The sequence below is a fragment of the Streptomyces beijiangensis genome (genome assembly GCF_017315755.1).
GTDB lineage: Bacteria > Actinomycetota > Actinomycetes > Streptomycetales > Streptomycetaceae > Streptomyces > Streptomyces beijiangensis.
The window spans coordinates 1-17,838 of sequence record NZ_JAFLRJ010000049.1 but is presented as its reverse complement, the minus strand read 5'-3'; the positions used below and the strand labels follow the sequence as shown (position 1 = coordinate 17,838).

Genomic DNA, 17,838 nt, shown 5'->3' with positions numbered 1-17,838 from the left:
CATCGGAAGAGCGGAACGATCATGCCGGAATAAGGCCGACCGTTCACTGCGTCCTCGCTGTGTTGCCTTCCCGGCAAAGGGAAGGACTTTTTCAAAGGAACCACCAACCCACCGAAGTGGGCCGGGGTATCAACATATCTGGCGTTGACTTTTGGCACGCTGTTGAGTTCTCAAGGAACGGACGCTTCCTTTGTACTCACCCACAGAATATTCTCTGGTGGCTTTCCTCCGGGCGCTTCCCATTCGGTCTTGCGTTTCCGACTCTATCAGACTCTTTCGTGTCCGATTTCCTCGGTGCCTTTCAGGTTTCCCTTTCCGGCGATTCCGACTTTATCAGAGATTCTGAGTCGGAATTCCCCGCCTTGAATCGGGTGGTCGCAGGCGCGCAAGCGCACCGGCTTCCCGTTCAGGCGGAGATGTAAACGTACTGGAGCGGGGCACCCCGAAGCAAATCGGGGTGCCCCGCTCCTGTTCCCTGCGTGCGTGCGTCAGACCTCGACGACGACCGGAAGGATCATCGGGCGGCGGCGGTAGGTGTCGGAGACCCACTTGCCGACCGAGCGGCGGATGAGCTGCTGGAGCTGGTGAGGCTCCACCACCCCGTCCTGTGCCGACTTGTTGATGGCCTCTTCGATCTTCGGGATGACGGCGTTGAACGTCGCGTCGTCGATGCCCGAGCCCCTGGCCTGGATGTGCGGGCCGCCGACAATCTTGCCGGTGGAGGCGTCGACCACGATGAAGACCGAGATGATGCCCTCGTCGCCGAGGATGCGGCGGTCCTTCAGGGAGGTCTCCGTGACATCGCCGACCGAGAGGCCGTCGACGTAGACGTAACCCGCCTGGACCTTGCCCACGATCCGCGCCTTGCCGTCGACCAGGTCGACGACCACGCCATCCTCCGCGATGACGATGTGGTCCTTGGGGACACCCGTCTTCGCGCCCAGTTCGGCGTTGGCCCTCAGGTGGCGCCATTCGCCGTGGACCGGCATCAGGTTCTTCGGCTTGCAGATGTTGTAGAAGTACAACAGCTCGCCGGCCGAGGCGTGACCCGAGACGTGGACCTTGGCATTGCCCTTGTGGATGACGTTGGCACCCCAGCGGGTCAGGCCGTTGATGACGCGGTAGACCGCGTTCTCGTTGCCCGGGATGAGCGACGAGGCCAGGATCACCGTGTCGCCCTGGACGATGCGGATCTGATGGTCGCGGTTGGCCATCCGGGACAGCGCGGCCATCGGCTCGCCCTGGGAACCCGTGCAGACCAGGACGACCTCGTGGTCGGGCAGGTCGTCGAGGGTCTTGACGTCGACGACCAGGCCCCCGGGCACCTTCAGGTAGCCGAGGTCACGGGCGATGCCCATGTTGCGGACCATGGAGCGGCCGACGAAGGCGACCCTCCTGCCGTACTCGTGAGCCGCGTCCAGGATCTGCTGGATGCGGTGCACATGGCTGGCGAAGCTGGCCACGATGATGCGCTTGTCGGCGTTGGCGAAGACCGTCCGCAGGACATCGGAGATGTCCCGCTCGGGCGGTACGAAGCCGGGGACCTCGGCGTTCGTCGAGTCCGAGAGGAGGAGGTCGATGCCCTCCTCGCTCAGCCTCGCGAAGGCATGCAGGTCGGTGAGCCGGCCGTCCAGCGGGAGCTGGTCCATCTTGAAGTCGCCGGTGACGACAGCCATACCCGCCGGAGTGCGGATGGCGACCGCGAGAGCGTCCGGGATGGAGTGGTTGACCGCGATGAACTCGCAGTCGAAGAGACCGATGCGCTCGCGCTGGCCCTCGGTGACTTCGAGGGTATACGGACGGATCCGGTGCTCCTGGAGCTTCGCCTCAATCAGCGCGAGAGTCAGCTTGGAGCCGATCAGCGGGATATCAGGCTTCAGCCGGAGCAGATAGGGGACGGCACCGATGTGGTCCTCGTGACCGTGCGTGAGCACGATCCCCTCGACGTCGTCGAGGCGGTCCCTGATCGTGGTGAAGTCAGGAAGGATCAGGTCGATTCCGGGCTGTTCTTCCTCAGGGAAGAGCACACCGCAGTCGACGATCAGCAGGCGGCCTCCGTACTCGAAGACCGTCATGTTGCGGCCGATCTCGCCGAGCCCGCCGAGCGGGGTGACGCGAAGGCCGTTCTTGGGAAGCTTCGGCGGGGCGCCGAGTTCGGGATGCGGATGACTCAAAAGACTCTCCTCACCACGCACGCCACGTACCTGAAGGCACGTGGCGCGTCGTGACATTCGTGCACTTGCTGTTGTCTATGGGATCTTGCGTATTCAGTTGTGAAGTCTGCGGTTACTAAAGCTCTACCCCGCCGGCGGCGAGATCGATCTTGAGCTGGGCCGTTTCATCGGCGGTGAGCTCGACGAGCGGGAGCCGCAGCGGGCCGGCGGGCAGGCCCTGGAGCCCGAGGGCTGCCTTCGTCGTGATGACGCCCTGGGTGCGGAACATGCCGGTGAAGACCGGAAGCAGGTGCTGGTGGATCTCTGTGGCCTTCTGGAACTCACCCGCGAGGTGAGCCTCCAGGAGTGCGCGCAGCTCGGGAGTGACCAGATGCCCTACGACCGAGACGAAGCCGCATGCCCCGACCGAGAGGAGGGGGAGATTCAGCATGTCGTCGCCCGAGTACCAGGCCAGGCCCGAACGGGCGATGGCCCAGCTGGCCCGTCCGAGGTCGCCCTTGGCGTCCTTGTTGGCGACGATCCGGGGATGCTCGGCGAGGCGGACGATCGTCTCGGTGTTGATCGGGACGCCGCTGCGGCCGGGGATGTCGTACAGCATCACCGGAAGGTCGGTGGAGTCCGCGATCGCCGTGAAGTGCCTGAGCAGGCCCTCCTGCGGCGGCTTGTTGTAATACGGGGTGACCGCGAGGAGGCCGTGTGCGCCTGCCTTTTCGGCGGCGCGGGCGAGCTCCAGGCTGTGACGGGTGTCGTTGGTGCCGACGCCTGCGATGACATGGGCACTGTCTCCGACTGCTTCCCGTACGGCCCGTACGAGGTCGTTTTTCTCCGCGTCGCTGGTGGTCGGGGACTCGCCGGTGGTGCCGTTGACGACCAGGCCGTCATTGCCTGCATCCACCAGATGGGTTGCGAGTCGCTGCGCGCCGTCGAGGTCGAGCGCGCCGTCCGCCGTGAAGGGCGTGACCATAGCGGTGAGGACCCGCCCGAAGGGGGTCTGCGGAGTGGAGATCGGAGCCATGGGTACCACGCTACTCGCTGCTCACTGCGCGGTGCTCCCTCGGGGCCTTGAGACAAAGGAGCCCGGCACTGCCTGCTCGGGGGTTCAAGCAGTGCCGGGTCCGTTTGATCAGCCTAGATGAACTTCTCGAAACGGTGCAATACGGACACTTCGTGCGACCTACCCGTACATCTGTGCCCTACAGGCCCCCGTAGGGCACAGAAGAATTACGGGGCGACGCGTCCGTTGGTGTTGAAGGCCGCGTGGGTGAGGGGCATGAGCTTCGCCCAGTGCTCCTCCATCTGCTCGCCGACCATCGCGATCTCCCGCTGCGGGAAGGACGGCACCTTCGCCAGCTCGTGTGTGGTGCGCAGGCCGAGGAAGTGCATCATCGAGCGCGCGTTGCACGTCGCGTACATCGACGAGAAGAGACCGACGGGGAGGACCGCGCGGGCGACCTCACGGGCGACGCCGGCGGCCAGCATCTCCTGGTACGCGTCGTACGCCTGGCGGTAGGAATCCTCCATCGCACGGCCCACCAGTTCCTGCTGGGCCTGGGTGCCTTCGACGAACTCGTACTTGCCGGGGCGGCCCTGCTGGACCAGCTTGCGGGACTCCGAAGGGACGTAGAAGACCGGATCGAGCTCCCGGTAGCGGCCCGATTCCTCGTTGTACGACCAGCCGACGCGGTGCCGCATGAACTCGCGGAAGACGAAGATCGGGGCGCTGATGAAGAAGGTCATCGAGTTGTGCTCGAAGGGGCTGCCGTGGCGGTCCCGCATCAGGTAGTTGATGAGCCCCTTGGACCGCTCCGGGTCCTTCTGCATCTCTTCGAGGGACTGCTCGCCCGCCGTGGAGACACGAGCCGCCCAGAGCACGTCGGAGTCGCTCGCGGTGTGCTTCACCAACTCCACGGTGACATCACTGCGGAAGCTGGGCTTGGGGTCTGAAGTGGGGGTGTCGCTCACCGGCGGGGTCCTTCCAGTTACGTCGCTCGGGCGGCGCCCACTCTACGGCTCACCACTGACAACCATGGACGGACGGACCGTCAGGAGAAAAGTTCGGCCAATTCGTCGAAATTGGGCACCAAATGATGGTGTTGAACGTCTGTAACTGTGGAACCAGATGTGGAACCAGTCACCTTCGATCTCCAAGGAGAAGCACCTCATGTTCCGCCGGCGTGAAGCCGTCCCATTCGCATTCGTCGCCGAGGCCGACCGCTTCCGCAGTAACGTCACCCCTCCCCCACGAGAACGTCCCAGCGTGTCCCAGCTGGCCGGCAGGTCCCTCGTCGGACTGACCGTCGTCGCAGGACTCGTGGGTTCCCTGCTCTTCGGACTCCCTGCACTCGCAGCCGATCAGTCACCGGCCCACACCCAGCAGTCCGAAGCCTCCGACGGGCGCTGAGCCGGGCACGTACGCCGGGCACATACAGGGGCATCGACTCGTCCGGCCCCCCTGGGGTGGTCGTGCGATCATCCCGTCGGTAGCCTCACCGGGCACAGCCAATCGAGCGTGCTTGTGAGTGAGGATCAGTCGTGCCCCTGCCTTTCCTGACGGCCGACCGTGCGTTTGACGCAGCCGCCGAGGACGTCGCGCTGCCGTTCGACGACCACGACCAGTGGCGGCGTCCCTACCGGCCAGGACCGTGGCGGGTGGCCGCGGCAGCGATGCTGCTGCTGCTCGCCTCGTTCATCCTGCTGGCGGCGACGATCATCGCCGCCGCCGGTGAGATCCCCGGTGCGGCCGTGTGCGCGGGCTTCGGTGCCCTGGTGATCGCCAGTTCGCTGCGGCTGCTGCGCGTCGGCACCTGGGTGAGCAGGCACGGAGTGCGTCGCGTCGGCTTCTTCTTCACCACCACGGTGCCGTGGGGCAAGGCCCAGGCGCTGCGCACCGTGCAGCAGCCGGTGAGGTGGCTCGGACTGCCGCGGACCGTACAGGGGCAGGCGCTCGTTCTCGTACGGCAGGGCGGCGAGACCATGCCGCCGCTGCTCACCGACCACAGCGCGGACTTCCTGGCGCGCGGCGAGGCCTTCGAGCGTGCCACTGACACGGTCGAGGCCTGGAGCGACGAGTACGGGGCGCTCGCTACACGCTGACGGGTCGTCCGGCGTGCAGCGCGATGGCGCGCTGCATCGCCTTGCGGGCGCGCGGGGTGTCCCTGGCGTCCTGGTACGCGACCGCCAGACGGAACCAGCAGCGCCAGTCGTCCGGGGTGTCCTCGGTCTCCTCCTTGCGCCGCTGGAAAACGGCGTCGGCGGAGTCGCGGTCGATACGGCCGCTGGGCGTGCGGACCAACTCGTCGGCGGGCAGGCCGCCTTCGGAGTCCAGCTGCGCGGCGAGGCGGTTTGCCCGCTGGACGAACTGTGTGTTCTTCCAGAGGAACCAGACACCGATCCCCGGCAGGATCAGCACGGCCACGCCGAAGGTGACCGTGAGCAGTGTGCCGTGCTGGATGAGCATGATGCCGCGGGTGCCGACCAGGGCGAAGTAGAAGACCAGGACGGCTGCTGTGATGAGGTACGTGATCTTTGCGCGCATGTCCGTCGTCTTCAGGCCAGGTCGAGGAAGTTTTCCAGGCCGATGGTGAGGCCCGGAGTGGTCACCACCCGGCGGGCGCCGAGCAGGATGCCCGGCATGAAGCTGGCGTGGTGGAGCGAGTCGTGGCGGATGGTGAGGGTCTCGCCCTCGCCGCCGAGCAGGACTTCCTGGTGGGCCAGGAGTCCGCGCAGGCGTACCGAGTGGACGGGGACGCCGTTGACGTCCGCGCCGCGGGCACCGTCCAGTGACGTGGTCGTGGCGTCGGGCTGAGGGGCGCAGCCGGCCTTGTCGCGGGCCTCGGCGATCAGCTGTGCCGTACGCCGCGCGGTGCCCGAGGGGGCGTCCGCCTTGTTCGGGTGGTGCAGTTCGATGATCTCGACGGACTCGAAGAAGCGGGCCGCCTGCTGGGCGAACTGCATGGTGAGCATGGCGCCGATGGAGAAGTTCGGGGCGATGAGCACACCGGTCTCCGGGGAGGCTTCGAGCCAGGACTGCAGCTGATCGATGCGCTCGTCGGTCCATCCGGTGGTGCCGACGACGCCGTGGATTCCGTTGCGTACACAGAACTCGAGGTTGCCCATCACCGCGTCGGGGTGCGTCAGGTCGACAGCGACCTCTGCTTTGGCGGCGGTGAGGGTCTCAAGGGTGTCGCCGCGGCCCAGGGCTGCGACCAGTTCCATGTCCTCGGCGTCGCTCACGGCTTGTACGGCCGCGGAACCGATCCGGCCCTGGGCGCCGAGTACCGCCACCCGAAGCTTGTTGCTCATGCCTGTGTTTCCTCTGCTTCCGTAGTCGTGGCGGGCCGGCGCCCCCGCGGCCTGACGGTCGCGGGGGCGCCGGTGCGCTTGCTGCTCAAGACACCGCTTCGTGGAGGCGGTCGGCCTGCTTGTCCTTCAGGGGGCCTATCACCGAGAGGGAAGGGCGCCGGCCCAGGACGTCGCGCGCGACCTCGCGTACCTCGTCCGGGGTGACGGCCGCGATGGAGGCGAGCATGTCGTCGACCGACATCTGCTCGCCCCAGCACAGTTCGCTCTTGCCGATACGGTTCATCAGCGCGCCGGTGTCCTCCAGGCCCAGGACCGTGGAGCCGGACAGCTGGCCGATCGCGCGGCGGATCTCCTCGTCCGTGAGGCCGTTGGCGGCCACCTGGTCGAGTTCGTCCCGGCAGATCTTCAGGACGTCGTGGACCTGGCTCGGACGGCAGCCCGCGTAGACGCCGAAGAGACCGCAGTCGGCGAAGCCCGAGGTGTACGAGTACACGCTGTAGGCCAGCCCGCGCTTCTCCCTGACCTCCTGGAAGAGGCGGGACGACATGCCTCCGCCGAGCGCCGTGTTGAGGACGCCGAGCGCCCAGCGGCGGTCGTCGGTGCGGGCGAGGCCCGGCATGCCGAGGACGATGTGGGCCTGTTCCGTCTTGCGGTTCAGGAGCTCCACACGGCCCGCCGTACGCAGGGTGCGGCTGCCGGCGCGCGGGGGCGTCGGGACCGCGTCCGTGCGGGACAGGGCGCCGGCCTTGTCGAAGGCCTTGCGGACCTGCCGTACGACCGTGGCGTGGTCGACGTTGCCCGCGGCGGCGACGACCAGGTGCGTGGGGTCGTAGTGCTTCTTGTAGAAGCGGGAGATCCTGCCCGCGTCGAGAGCGTTGACCGTGTCGACCGTGCCGAGGACCGGCCGGCCGAGAGGGGTGTCGCCGAGCATGGTGTGCGCGAACAGGTCGTGCACGCAGTCGCCCGGGTCGTCCTCCGTCATCGCGATCTCTTCGAGGATGACGCCGCGCTCGGCGTCGACGTCCTCGGCGCGGATCAGGGAGCCCGTGAGCATGTCGCAGACGACGTCGATCGCCAGGGGGAGATCGGTGTCGAGCACACGGGCGTAGTAGCAGGTGTACTCCTTCGCCGTGAAGGCGTTCATCTCGCCGCCGACCGCGTCGATCGCGGAGGAGATGTCGAGGGCACTGCGCTTGTCGGTGCCCTTGAAGAGGAGGTGTTCGAGGTAGTGGGTGGCGCCGCCCAGGGCCGGGGTCTCGTCCCTGGAGCCGACGTTGGCCCAGATCCCGAAGGTCGCGGAGCGGACGGAAGGGAGCGTCTCGGTGACGATGCGCAGACCGCCGGGCAGCGTCGTACGACGCACCTGGCCGATGCCGTCGCGTCCCCTGAGAAGTGTTTGGGTACGGGCGACGGCCCGCCCCTCCGAAGAGGTGCGGGCCGTCGACCGTGAGCTACGGGACGTCACTTGTCGGTGTCGTCCTTCGCGTCGTCAGCGTCCTCGCCCTCGATCACGGGAACGAGGGAGAGCTTGCCGCGCGAGTCGATCTCACCGATCTCGACCTGCACCTTGGAGCCGACCGCGAGCACGTCCTCGACGTTCTCCACGCGCTTGCCACCGGCGAGCTTGCGGATCTGCGAGATGTGCAGCAGACCGTCCTTGCCGGGCATCAGGGAGACGAAGGCACCGAAGGTGGTGGTCTTGACGACCGTACCCAGGTAACGCTCGCCGACCTCCGGCATGGTCGGGTTGGCGATCTGGTTGATCGTGGTGCGGGCTGCCTCGGCCTGCGAGCCCTGCTGGGCACCGATGTAGATGGTGCCGTCGTCCTCGATCGTGATGTCGGCGCCGGTGTCCTCCTGGATCTGGTTGATCATCTTGCCCTTGGGGCCGATGACCTCACCGATCTTGTCCACGGGGATCTTGACCGTGATGATGCGCGGCGCGTTCGGGGACATCTCGTCCGGAACGTCGATCGCCTCGTTCATCACGTCGAGGATGTGGAGGCGGGCGTCGCGGGCCTGCTTCAGCGCGGCGGCCAGGACCGAGGCGGGGATGCCGTCGAGCTTGGTGTCGAGCTGGAGCGCGGTCACGAACTGCTTCGTACCGGCGACCTTGAAGTCCATGTCACCGAACGCGTCCTCGGCACCGAGGATGTCGGTGAGGGCGACGTAGTGCGTCTTGCCGTCGATCTCTTCCGAGATGAGGCCCATGGCGATACCGGCGACGGCGGCCTTGAGGGGCACACCGGCGTTCAGCAGGGACATGGTGGAGGCGCAGACCGAGCCCATGGACGTCGAGCCGTTGGAGCCGAGAGCCTCGGACACCTGGCGGATCGCGTAGGGGAAGTCCTCGCGGGACGGGAGGACCGGCACGATCGCGCGCTCGGCGAGCGCGCCGTGGCCGATCTCGCGACGCTTGGGGGAGCCGACGCGGCCCGTCTCGCCGACCGAGTACGGCGGGAAGTTGTAGTTGTGCATGTAGCGCTTGCGGGTCACCGGCGAGAGGGTGTCCAGCTGCTGCTCCATACGGAGCATGTTCAGGGTGGTGACGCCCAGGATCTGGGTCTCGCCACGCTCGAACAGCGCCGAGCCGTGCACGCGCGGGATGGCCTCGACCTCGGCGGCGAGCGTACGGATGTCCGTGACGCCACGGCCGTCGATGCGGACCTTGTCCTTGATGACGCGCTCGCGGACCAGCTTCTTGGTCAGCGAACGGTACGCGGCGGAGATCTCCTTCTCGCGGCCCTCGAACTTCGGGAGCAGCTTGTCGGCGGCGATCTCCTTGACGCGGTCGAGCTCGGACTCACGGTCCTGCTTGCCGGCGATGGTCAGCGCCTGGGCGAGCTCGGAGGTGACGGCCGACTCGAGAGCGGCGAAGACGTCGTCCTGGTAGTCCAGGAAGACCGGGAACTCGCCGGTGGGCTTGGCAGCCTTGGAGGCGAGGTCCGACTGGGCCTTGCAGAGCGCCTTGATGAAGGGCTTCGCGGCTTCCAGACCGGCGGCGACGATCTCCTCGGTGGGAGCCTCGGCGCCGTCCTGGACGAGCTGGATGGTCTTCTCGGTGGCCTCGGCCTCGACCATCATGATCGCGACATCGCCGTCGTCCAGGACGCGGCCCGCGACGACCATGTCGAAGACAGCGTCCTCGAGCTCGGTGTGCGTCGGGAACGCGACCCACTGGCCCTTGATCAGGGCGACGCGGGTGGCGCCGATCGGGCCCGAGAAGGGCAGGCCCGCCAGCATGGTGGAGCAGGAGGCGGCGTTGATCGCGACCACGTCGTACAGGTGGTCGGGGTTGAGCGCCATGATCGTCTCGACGATCTGGATCTCGTTGCGCAGGCCCTTCTTGAAGGAGGGGCGCAGCGGGCGGTCGATCAGGCGGCAGGTGAGGATCGCGTCCTCGGAGGGCCGGCCCTCACGACGGAAGAAGGAGCCCGGGATCTTGCCGGCAGCGTACTGCCGCTCCTCGACGTCCACCGTGAGGGGGAAGAAGTCGAGGTTTTCCTTGGGCTTCTTGGAAGCAGTGGTGGCCGACAGCACCATGGTGTCGTCGTCCAGGTACGCAACGGCGGAGCCGGCGGCCTGCTTGGCCAGGCGGCCCGTCTCGAAGCGGATGGTGCGGGTGCCGAAGGTTCCGTTGTCGATAACGGCCTCGGCGTAGTGGGTCTCGTTCTCCACTAGCGTTCTCTCCTCGTCTTCGTCCTCTCGCCCGTATGGCGGAGGACGGTGGCGGAGAAGCGCTGTCCCGTGGTGCGGGCCGGTCTTCGATCGAAGCACCCGGGTTCATGTGTCCGGGGGCCACTACCGAGGACCGGCGGTGCGAGGGCGCGCTTCTCCTCTTCGGTTGTGCGGTGCAGCTACGACCAGATTACTCAGGTTCGCCTGGTGGCGGCCCCGGCTCCTGGTCGGACGTACAACAAAGGGAGCGGTCCCCTAAGTGTGGGAACCGCTCCCTTCACGGCGATTTACTTGGCGCCGCCGGCCGCACCACGGCGGATGCCGAGGCGGTCGACGAGCGCACGGAAGCGCTGGATGTCCTTCTTCGCCAGGTACTGGAGAAGGCGGCGGCGCTGGCCGACCAGGATCAGGAGACCCCGGCGGGAGTGGTGGTCGTGCTTGTGAAGCTTGAGGTGCTCCGTCAGGTCCGAGATCCGGCGGGAAAGCATGGCGACCTGAACCTCGGGGGAACCGGTGTCGCCCTCCTTCTGACCGAAATCGGCAAAGATCTGCTTCTTCGTAGCGGCGTCGAGCGGCACGCGTACTCCTCTTTGGGGATCCATGCGCCCACGAGTGCCCCTGGTCTAGTTCTCAGGGGGGCTTCCATGACTCGCAGACGAAGACCGATGGGCGCAGCCTCCAGACGATGAATCCGGAGGCGCGTACACAAACGGCCGTTACACAGCGTACCAGGGGCGGGAACTGCGGATCGCCAGGGGCCGGACGCCCTGGAAGCCCGCAGCCGTGGGGCTGCGGGCTTCCAGGGATGTGCGCGGGTCAGATTCCGCCGCGGACCTTGCTGTACACATCGAGCACGGCCAGGCAGAGCGGGATCAGCGAGAGCAGGACGATCGAGTCCGCGATGTCGAGCATGCGGCCCCAGAAGGGGGAGAGGCCCTTGCTCGGGACGATCAGGCCGATCGCGATCAGGAGCAGCGAGCCCGCCGCGACCGATGCGCCGAGCCAGAGGGTGCGCACGTCCACGGGGGCGTGGTTGCCCATCACCATTTCCTTGATGATGTCCATCGGGGGCGAGATCGCCAGGCCGAGCACCAGCAGGCTGAGGGTGGCCACACCGGCCACCATCAGGCAGGTGACCTGCGCCGTGTAGCGGAAGAGTCGGGCGCGGAGCATCGCCGCGACGCCGACGGCCAGGGCGAGGAACTGGGCCCAGCTGTTGGAGCTGAAGCCGAGTACGGCGCCGCCGGAGCCGACGATCACCATGGCGCAGCCGCCGACGAGGCCCAGGAGGAGCTCGTGGCCGCGGCTGGTCTGGGCGACGATCCGGTTGATGTCGACCGAGTCGAGGTTGCCCTCGGTGGTGCCCTCGCGGCGGGCGCGGGCCAGGTCCTCGGGCGAGCGGAAGCCGATCGGCAGCTTGGCGAAGCGGGCGGACCAGCCGGGCAGGAAGCCGATGACGGCCAGCGCGACGATCGCGGTGCCCGCGGCGATCCCACGGGGCTCGGCCTCGCTCAGTACGGCACAGAACGCGGCGAGCGTTCCGATCACGGAGGCCAGGGCCGCCGCGACGAAGGGCGCGTCGCCCTGCGGGAGCAGCATGATCAGAACGACGGAGAAGATGAGGACGCAGACGCAGCCGACCAGGAACTGCAGTCGGCCGGGTCCTTCGGTGGCGTCCTGGGGCAGGATGCCGGAGCCCGCGATGAGGGCCTGCGGGAGTGAGGCGATACCGAGGGCGACGGCGGCCGCCCGGTCGTCGTACACCCGAGCCCTTACGCCCGCGAGTGCGGCCAGGGCGACCGCGAAGACGCCGGCCATGATGCCCTGGAAGCCGTGCATGTCGTGGCGGACGGGGTCGGCGAACCAGAGCACGAAGCCGAGCATCGTGAGGAGCAGGACGCCGGAGACGAGTCCTGCCACCCGCATCAGGTTGTCGTTCCAGATGCGGTTGTCCTGCTTGACCGCCGAGGCGATCGCGTCGACGACGTCGTCGTGGACGGCCGGCGGGAGCGAGTCCGCGAAGGGGCGCAGCAGGAGCACCTCTCCGTCGCGGACGCGGTGCTCGACCAGCGAGCGGCTGGCGTCGAGGACGCCCCCGTCGCGGCGCACCAGGTGGTATCCGGCGAGCGAGCCGTCGCTCTGGGCCATGCCCGAGAGGCGGATGATCTCCGGATAGATGTCCTGGATCGGCAGGTCTTCCGGCAGCGCCACATCGATCCGGCTGTCCGGCGCTGCGACGGTGACCCGGCAGAAGCCGGTCGATGTGCCCGTGCTCACCTGGTACATCCCCCTGTTTTCATACGGACGGTTTCGTTCGGATTCATACGCGTTCGGCAAGGTTGCTCACGCGCCTCTTATGCGGCGCGGTGCGCCACCCTATCGTTCGCCCCAGGGATCGCATCCCCCGCCTCCCTCCTCAACTTGCCTCCTGCTTCCCTCTCTTCCCCGGAGTATCAGTAGGATCGGCGGACGCTGACGGGATGCCGTCGCCGCAACGGGGGCGTCGGTGCAGAGACGTAACAATCGCGAAGGATGAGTGCATCGGTGAGCGTCGTCATCATCAAACGACAGCCGCGGGTCCAGCCGCCGGCCGTCCCGGACGGCGAGATCAGACTCGAATCGCCGCCCGAGATTCCGCGGGAGGGTGACGACAGCATCTGGATGAACCTGCTGCCGCTGCTCGGCATGTTCGGGTCTGTCGCCTTCTTCTTCATGCCGGGCGCACCCGCCTATATGAAGGTCGTCGGGTCGGTCATGGCCGCCTCGACCGTCGCCATGGCCGTGGCCCAGCTGGTCAAGTCCAGGGCGGGCGGCGGCGCGACCATGGGCCAGGACCGCCGTGACTACTTCCGGTACCTGGAGCAGGTCCGCAAGGACGTGCACAAGACCGCCGACCTGCAGTACCGCGCGCAGGTCTACCAGCACCCGGATCCCGACCAGTTGTGGGCGCTGGCCGCCGACGGCAAGCGGCTGTGGGAGCGGCGTCCGATGGACGCCGACTTCGCCTCCGTACGGATGGGAATCGGCAGCCAGCAGCTGTCCACGCCGCTCGTCGCGCCCGAGACCGCGCCCAAGGAGGAGCTGGAGCCGCTGACCGCAGCGGCGATGAAGGCCTTCCTCGACGCACACGGCCGGGTCTCCGACCTGCCGGTCTCGGTGTCGCTGCGCGCCTTCTACCACGTGGCGATCTGCGGTGACTCGGACACGGTGTACGGCAACGCGCGTTCTGTGATCGCCCAGTTGACCACCATGCACTCCCCCGAGGACCTGGTGGTGGCCGTGGTCTCGCACCCGGCCGCCGCCGCGGACTGGGACTGGATCAAGTGGCTGCCGCACACCCAGCACCCGAAGGAGAAGGACGGCGCGGGCTCGTCCCGGCTGCTCTTCGACGACCTCGGTGAGCTGGAGGAGGCGATCGCGGAGCAGCTGGCCGACCGGCCGCGCTGGAACCGCGAGGCGACGCCGGTCTACGACCAGCCGCATCTGCTTGTGGTGCTCGACGGCGGCACGGTGCCGCCCGACTCCGAACTCGCCAGCTCCGAGGGGCTGCAGGGTGTCACCTTCCTGGAGGTCGCGCCCGGCGAGCTGGAGGACGAGCTGCGGGGCAACCTGACCGCTTATCTGCAGCCGAACGCGCTGCAGCTGTTCGTGGGGCGCCAGTCGGCGTACAGCGGGAAGCCGGACGTGCTCAGCCTGCAGCAGGCCGAGGCGCTGGCCAGGCAGCTCGCCCCGTACCGCGTGGGAACCGCCGAAGAGGGCGAACCGCTCCTCTCCAACCTGGACTTCACCGACCTCATGGGCATCGGTGACGCGGGTGCGGTCGACGTTTCGCGTACGTGGCGGCCGCGCACCCTGCACGAGCGGCTGCGGGTGCCGATCGGTGTCGGCGAGAGCGGCGAGCCGGTCATGCTGGACCTCAAGGAGGCCTCGCAGGAGGGCATGGGCCCGCACGGGCTGTGTGTCGGGGCGACCGGTTCCGGCAAGTCCGAGGTGCTCCGCACCCTGGTGCTCGGGCTGGCGGTCACGCACTCCTCGGAGACGCTGAACTTCATCCTCGCGGACTTCAAGGGCGGTGCGACCTTCGCCGGTATGGCGGACATGCCGCACACCGCGGCCGTCATCACCAACCTCGCCGACGACCTCACGCTGATCGACCGCATGCGCGACTCGATCACGGGTGAGACGCAGCGCAGGCAGGAGCTGCTGCGGTCGGCGGGCAACTACGCGAACATCCACGACTACGAGAAGGCGCGTGCGGCAGGTGCTCCGCTGGAGCCGCTGCCGTCGCTGGTCATGGTGCTCGACGAGTTCTCCGAACTGCTGACGGCCAAGCCGGACTTCATCGACATGTTCATCCAGATCGGGCGCATCGGGCGTTCGCTGGGTGTGCACCTGCTGCTCGCCTCGCAGCGTCTGGAGGAGGGCAAGCTGCGCGGGCTCGACACGTATCTGTCGTACCGCATCGGTCTGCGTACCTTCTCGGCCGCCGAGTCGCGGACCGCGATCGGTGTGCCGGACGCCTATCACCTGCCGTCGATCCCGGGTTCCGGTTATCTGCGGTACGACACCGACACCATGGTCCGCTTCAAGGCGGCGTACGTGTCGGGTGCGTACCACGGCGAGGGTCCGGCGAGGGCGCAGCGCTCCACGCGGCTGCGGCCCGCGCTCTTCACCGCCGAGCACGTGGAGCTTCCGCCGCAGCCTGTGGTCGAGGAGCCTGACGCGCCGGTGCGGGTGGACGACGCGCTGGCCGAGACCGTGCTCGACGTACTGGTCGGGAAGATGGCCAACCAGGGTCCGCCCGCCCACCAGGTGTGGCTGCCGCCGCTGGACGAGGCTCCCTCGCTGGAGCAGCTGCTGCCGGCGCTGGCGGCGACGCCGGAGCGGGGTCTCACCGCGCCGGAGTACACGGCGCTCGGTCGGCTCAATGTGCCGGTCGGTCTGGTCGACAAGCCCTTCGAGCAGCGGCGTGACGTGCTGTACCGGGACTTCTCGGCCGGGCAGGGCCACGGCCTGTTCGTGGGTGGTCCGCAGTCCGGCAAGTCGACGCTGCTGCGTACGCTCATCTCGTCGTTCGCGCTGACGCACACCCCGAGCGAAGTGCAGTTCTACTGCCTGGACTTCGGTGGTGGTTCGCTGATCTCGATGGAGGACATCGCCCATGTGGGCGGGGTCGCCAACCGTCTGGACGGCGAGAAGGTCCGCCGTACGGTCAGCGAGGTCACCGGGATCCTGAACGCGCGGGAGGAGTACTTCCGCGCGAACAACGTCGACTCGATGACGACCTACCGCCAGCGGCGGGCCTCGGGGCAGCTGCCCGACCAGCTGTGGGGCGACGTCTTCCTCATCATCGACGGCTGGGGCACCTTCAAGACGGACTACGAGCAGCTCGAACCGTCGATCACGGACATCGCGATGCGCGGTCTCGGCTTCGGTGTCCACGTGATCATCTCGGCGAGCCGGTACACCGAGGTGCGTCCGGCTCTCAAGGACATGCTGCAGAACCGTGTGGAGCTGCGGCTCGGTGACCCGACCGAGTCCGAGGTCGACCGCAAGGTCGCGCAGAACGTGCCGGCCGGTGCGTCCGGCCGCGGCCTGAGCCCCGACAAGCTGCACTTCATGACCGCGCTTCCGCGGATCGACGGCTCCTCGCAGACCGAGGATCTTTCGGACGCGACGGCTGCCCTGATCAGGGCGGTCAACGAGAGCTGGCAGGGGGCTCCGGCTCCTGTCGTACGGCTGCTGCCGACGCTCCTGGAGGCGGACCGGCTGCCCAAGGGGTTCGAGCACCCGGAGCTCGGTGTCGCCTTCGGCATCGACGAGCAGTCGCTCGCACCGGTCTTCATCGACTTCGAGTCCGACCCGCACTTCATCGTCTTCGGTGAGAGCGAGTCGGGTAAGTCGGCGGTGCTGCGGCTGCTGGTCAAGCAGATCGTCGAGCGGTACACGCCGGACCAGGCGAAGATCGTCATGGGCGACTACCGGCGCGCACATCTGGAGGGCATCCCGGAGTCGCACCTGTCCAGGTACTGCGCCTCGGCGCCCGCACTGGCGGAGACCATCCAGGGTCTCGCCGGATCGCTGGCGCGGCGTATGCCGGGTCCCGACGTCACACCGGAGCAGTTGCGCAACCGCAGTTGGTACAACAGCCCGGACGCCTTCGTGATCGTCGACGACTACGACCTGGTGGCGAGCGGGCAGAACCCGCTGTCGCCGCTGCTGGAGTACCTGCCGTTCGCGCGGGACGTCGGTCTGCGTCTGATCATCGCGCGTGCTTCGGGCGGTGCGAGCCGTTCGCTGTACGAGCCGATCATGCAGCGCATGCGGGAGCTGGGCGCACAGGGCATCGTGCTCTCCGGCGACAAGTCGGAGGGTCAGCTGCTCGGCAATGTGGCGCCTCAGCAACTGCCGCCGGGTCGCGGTACGTTCCACACCCGGCGACGGGGCGGGCAGATGGTCCAGACGGGCTGGCTGCCGGCACGGCACTGACCGCGACGCTTCTTTTAGCGCCGCTTGATTGACACGGTCTCGTCACAAAGGTCCGGTGTCCGTCCCCAATCCGGGACTGGGCATCGGACCTTTGTGCAACTCCGGTTAGGGTGACGGGATCTGAGGGGCAGTCGAGCCGGGAGGGGACGCCGTGTCGGGCAGTGGGCAGATCGAGGTCGACTCACCGGTCCTGAAGACCGAGGGCTACCACTTCTTCGAGGTGGGGCAGAAGTTCAGCGAGGCCGTCGGGCAACTCCAGGACGGGCTCACCGCCTTGGAGGGGACCGGGACGCCGCCCTGGGGCGACGACGATCTCGGGGAGAAGTTCGGGGTCGTGTACGAGGGCTTCCGCGACGGGATGTACGAGTCGATGGGCAGCCTGGCGCAGCGCCTGGCCGGGGTGGGCATGGCGCTGACCGAGATGGGCGTCAAGCACGAGCTCAACGAGGACGCCACCTTCGAGATGATCAAGCAGAACGAGGACGGGCTCAAAGGCGTGGAAACGAAGTTCACCGCCCGCGCGCTCTAGACCCGGCCTTCGCCGACGGGCTCCGGCCCCATGATGTGTTCGTTCGTGTGTGACGGGGGAATTCTGCTGTGTCGATGATGCTGCCAGGCGAGCTCGAGTGGGTTCTCGAGATGCTCGGCTTCGACTGGCCGACGGCGGACGAGGACAAGATGATGGCGTCCGCCACGCTGTGGCGGAAGNNCATCGCCGGGGTGATGGACGCGGCCGCGTACCTGGTCATCACCTGCAAGTGGATGGTGATCGCCCAGCTCATCGCGCTGGCCTTCGAGATCATCGCGGCACAGGCCGCCGCTCCCTTCACCTTCGGGCTCTCGGAGGTGGGTGCGCTCGGCGCCACGGCGGCGACCAAGATGATCGTCCGGCGGATACTCAAGGAACTCAAGGACGCGTTGATCGACGCGATCATCGAGGCGGTCAAGGAGCCGGCGACCTCGGCGATCGAGGCGATGATCAGCGACCTGATCGCGCAGACGCTGAATGTCAGCTTCGGTGCGCAGCAGGGCTACAACCTGGGCCGTACGGCGGGGGCGGGCAAGGACGCGGCGTGGGACGCGATCAAGCAGACGCCGCAGACGCTGGCCGAGGGCGTACGGGACAGCCTGGGCGAGAAGGCCGGGCACCATGCGCGGCACGCGGTGGACAGCCGGGTGGACGGGACCCATGGGG

General features: G+C 67.6%; 13 protein-coding genes. 4 read left to right on the top strand and 9 right to left on the bottom strand.

Annotated features, from left to right (window positions below; genetic code table 11):
• Window positions 1-488: 488 nt before the first annotated feature.
• The 3 genes from J0695_RS06200 to thyX all read right to left on the bottom strand — a co-directional run bounded on the left by J0695_RS06200 (window position 489) and on the right by thyX (window position 4,136).
• Window positions 489-2,174 (bottom strand): ribonuclease J, encoded by a 1,686-nt coding sequence (locus J0695_RS06200; RefSeq protein WP_206960821.1) that lies wholly within the window; start codon window positions 2,172-2,174, stop codon window positions 489-491.
• 115 nt (window positions 2,175-2,289) lie between these two features.
• Entirely contained in the window at window positions 2,290-3,189 is a 900-nt protein-coding gene (gene dapA, locus J0695_RS06195) for a 4-hydroxy-tetrahydrodipicolinate synthase (protein WP_206960820.1), read from the bottom strand.
• 206 nt (window positions 3,190-3,395) lie between these two features.
• Entirely contained in the window at window positions 3,396-4,136 is a 741-nt protein-coding gene (gene thyX, locus J0695_RS06190; RefSeq protein ID WP_206960819.1) for an FAD-dependent thymidylate synthase, read from the bottom strand.
• A 199-nt stretch (window positions 4,137-4,335) separates the two neighbouring features.
• On the opposite strand from thyX, the gene J0695_RS06185 reads away from it, so the two are divergent.
• Complete coding sequence (locus J0695_RS06185) at window positions 4,336-4,575, top strand: hypothetical protein (RefSeq protein ID WP_206960818.1); 240 nt, start codon at window positions 4,336-4,338, stop codon at window positions 4,573-4,575.
• A gap of 131 nt (window positions 4,576-4,706) precedes the next feature.
• Complete coding sequence (locus J0695_RS06180; protein ID WP_206960817.1) at window positions 4,707-5,267, top strand: SCO5741 family PH domain-containing membrane protein; 561 nt, start codon at window positions 4,707-4,709, stop codon at window positions 5,265-5,267.
• On the opposite strand, the gene J0695_RS06175 is transcribed toward J0695_RS06180, so the two are convergent.
• From J0695_RS06175 to eccD, 6 genes are all read right to left on the bottom strand, one after another.
• Window positions 5,257-5,709: a tetratricopeptide repeat protein gene (locus J0695_RS06175; RefSeq protein WP_206960816.1), complete on the bottom strand. Its 453-nt coding sequence runs from the start codon at window positions 5,707-5,709 to the stop codon at window positions 5,257-5,259. The genes J0695_RS06180 and J0695_RS06175 overlap by 11 nt on opposite strands.
• Before the next feature lie 11 nt (window positions 5,710-5,720).
• Window positions 5,721-6,476: a 4-hydroxy-tetrahydrodipicolinate reductase gene (dapB, locus tag J0695_RS06170; RefSeq protein ID WP_206960815.1), complete on the bottom strand. Its 756-nt coding sequence runs from the start codon at window positions 6,474-6,476 to the stop codon at window positions 5,721-5,723.
• An 85-nt stretch (window positions 6,477-6,561) separates the two neighbouring features.
• Window positions 6,562-7,941: a M16 family metallopeptidase gene (locus J0695_RS06165; protein ID WP_206960814.1), complete on the bottom strand. Its 1,380-nt coding sequence runs from the start codon at window positions 7,939-7,941 to the stop codon at window positions 6,562-6,564.
• Window positions 7,938-10,154, bottom strand: a complete 2,217-nt coding sequence (locus tag J0695_RS06160) for a polyribonucleotide nucleotidyltransferase (protein ID WP_206960813.1) — start codon at window positions 10,152-10,154, stop codon at window positions 7,938-7,940. The genes J0695_RS06165 and J0695_RS06160 overlap by 4 nt, the downstream gene beginning before the upstream one ends.
• 287 nt (window positions 10,155-10,441) lie before the next feature.
• Window positions 10,442-10,732: a 30S ribosomal protein S15 gene (gene rpsO / locus J0695_RS06155; RefSeq protein ID WP_206960812.1), complete on the bottom strand. Its 291-nt coding sequence runs from the start codon at window positions 10,730-10,732 to the stop codon at window positions 10,442-10,444.
• Window positions 10,733-10,970: 238 nt separating this feature from the next.
• A complete protein-coding gene (eccD, locus tag J0695_RS06150) occupies window positions 10,971-12,431 on the bottom strand; it encodes a type VII secretion integral membrane protein EccD (RefSeq protein WP_206960811.1) in 1,461 nt (486 codons plus the stop codon).
• Window positions 12,432-12,698: 267 nt separating this feature from the next.
• Here eccD and eccCa point away from each other — a divergent pair, with 267 nt between their 5' ends.
• Entirely contained in the window at window positions 12,699-16,643 is a 3,945-nt protein-coding gene (gene eccCa / locus J0695_RS06145) for a type VII secretion protein EccCa (RefSeq protein WP_206960810.1), read from the top strand.
• Window positions 16,644-16,794: 151 nt separating this feature from the next.
• Window positions 16,795-17,172, top strand: coding sequence for a hypothetical protein (locus tag J0695_RS06140; protein WP_206960809.1), 378 nt, complete (start codon window positions 16,795-16,797; stop codon window positions 17,170-17,172).
• Window positions 17,173-17,838 lie beyond the last annotated feature (666 nt).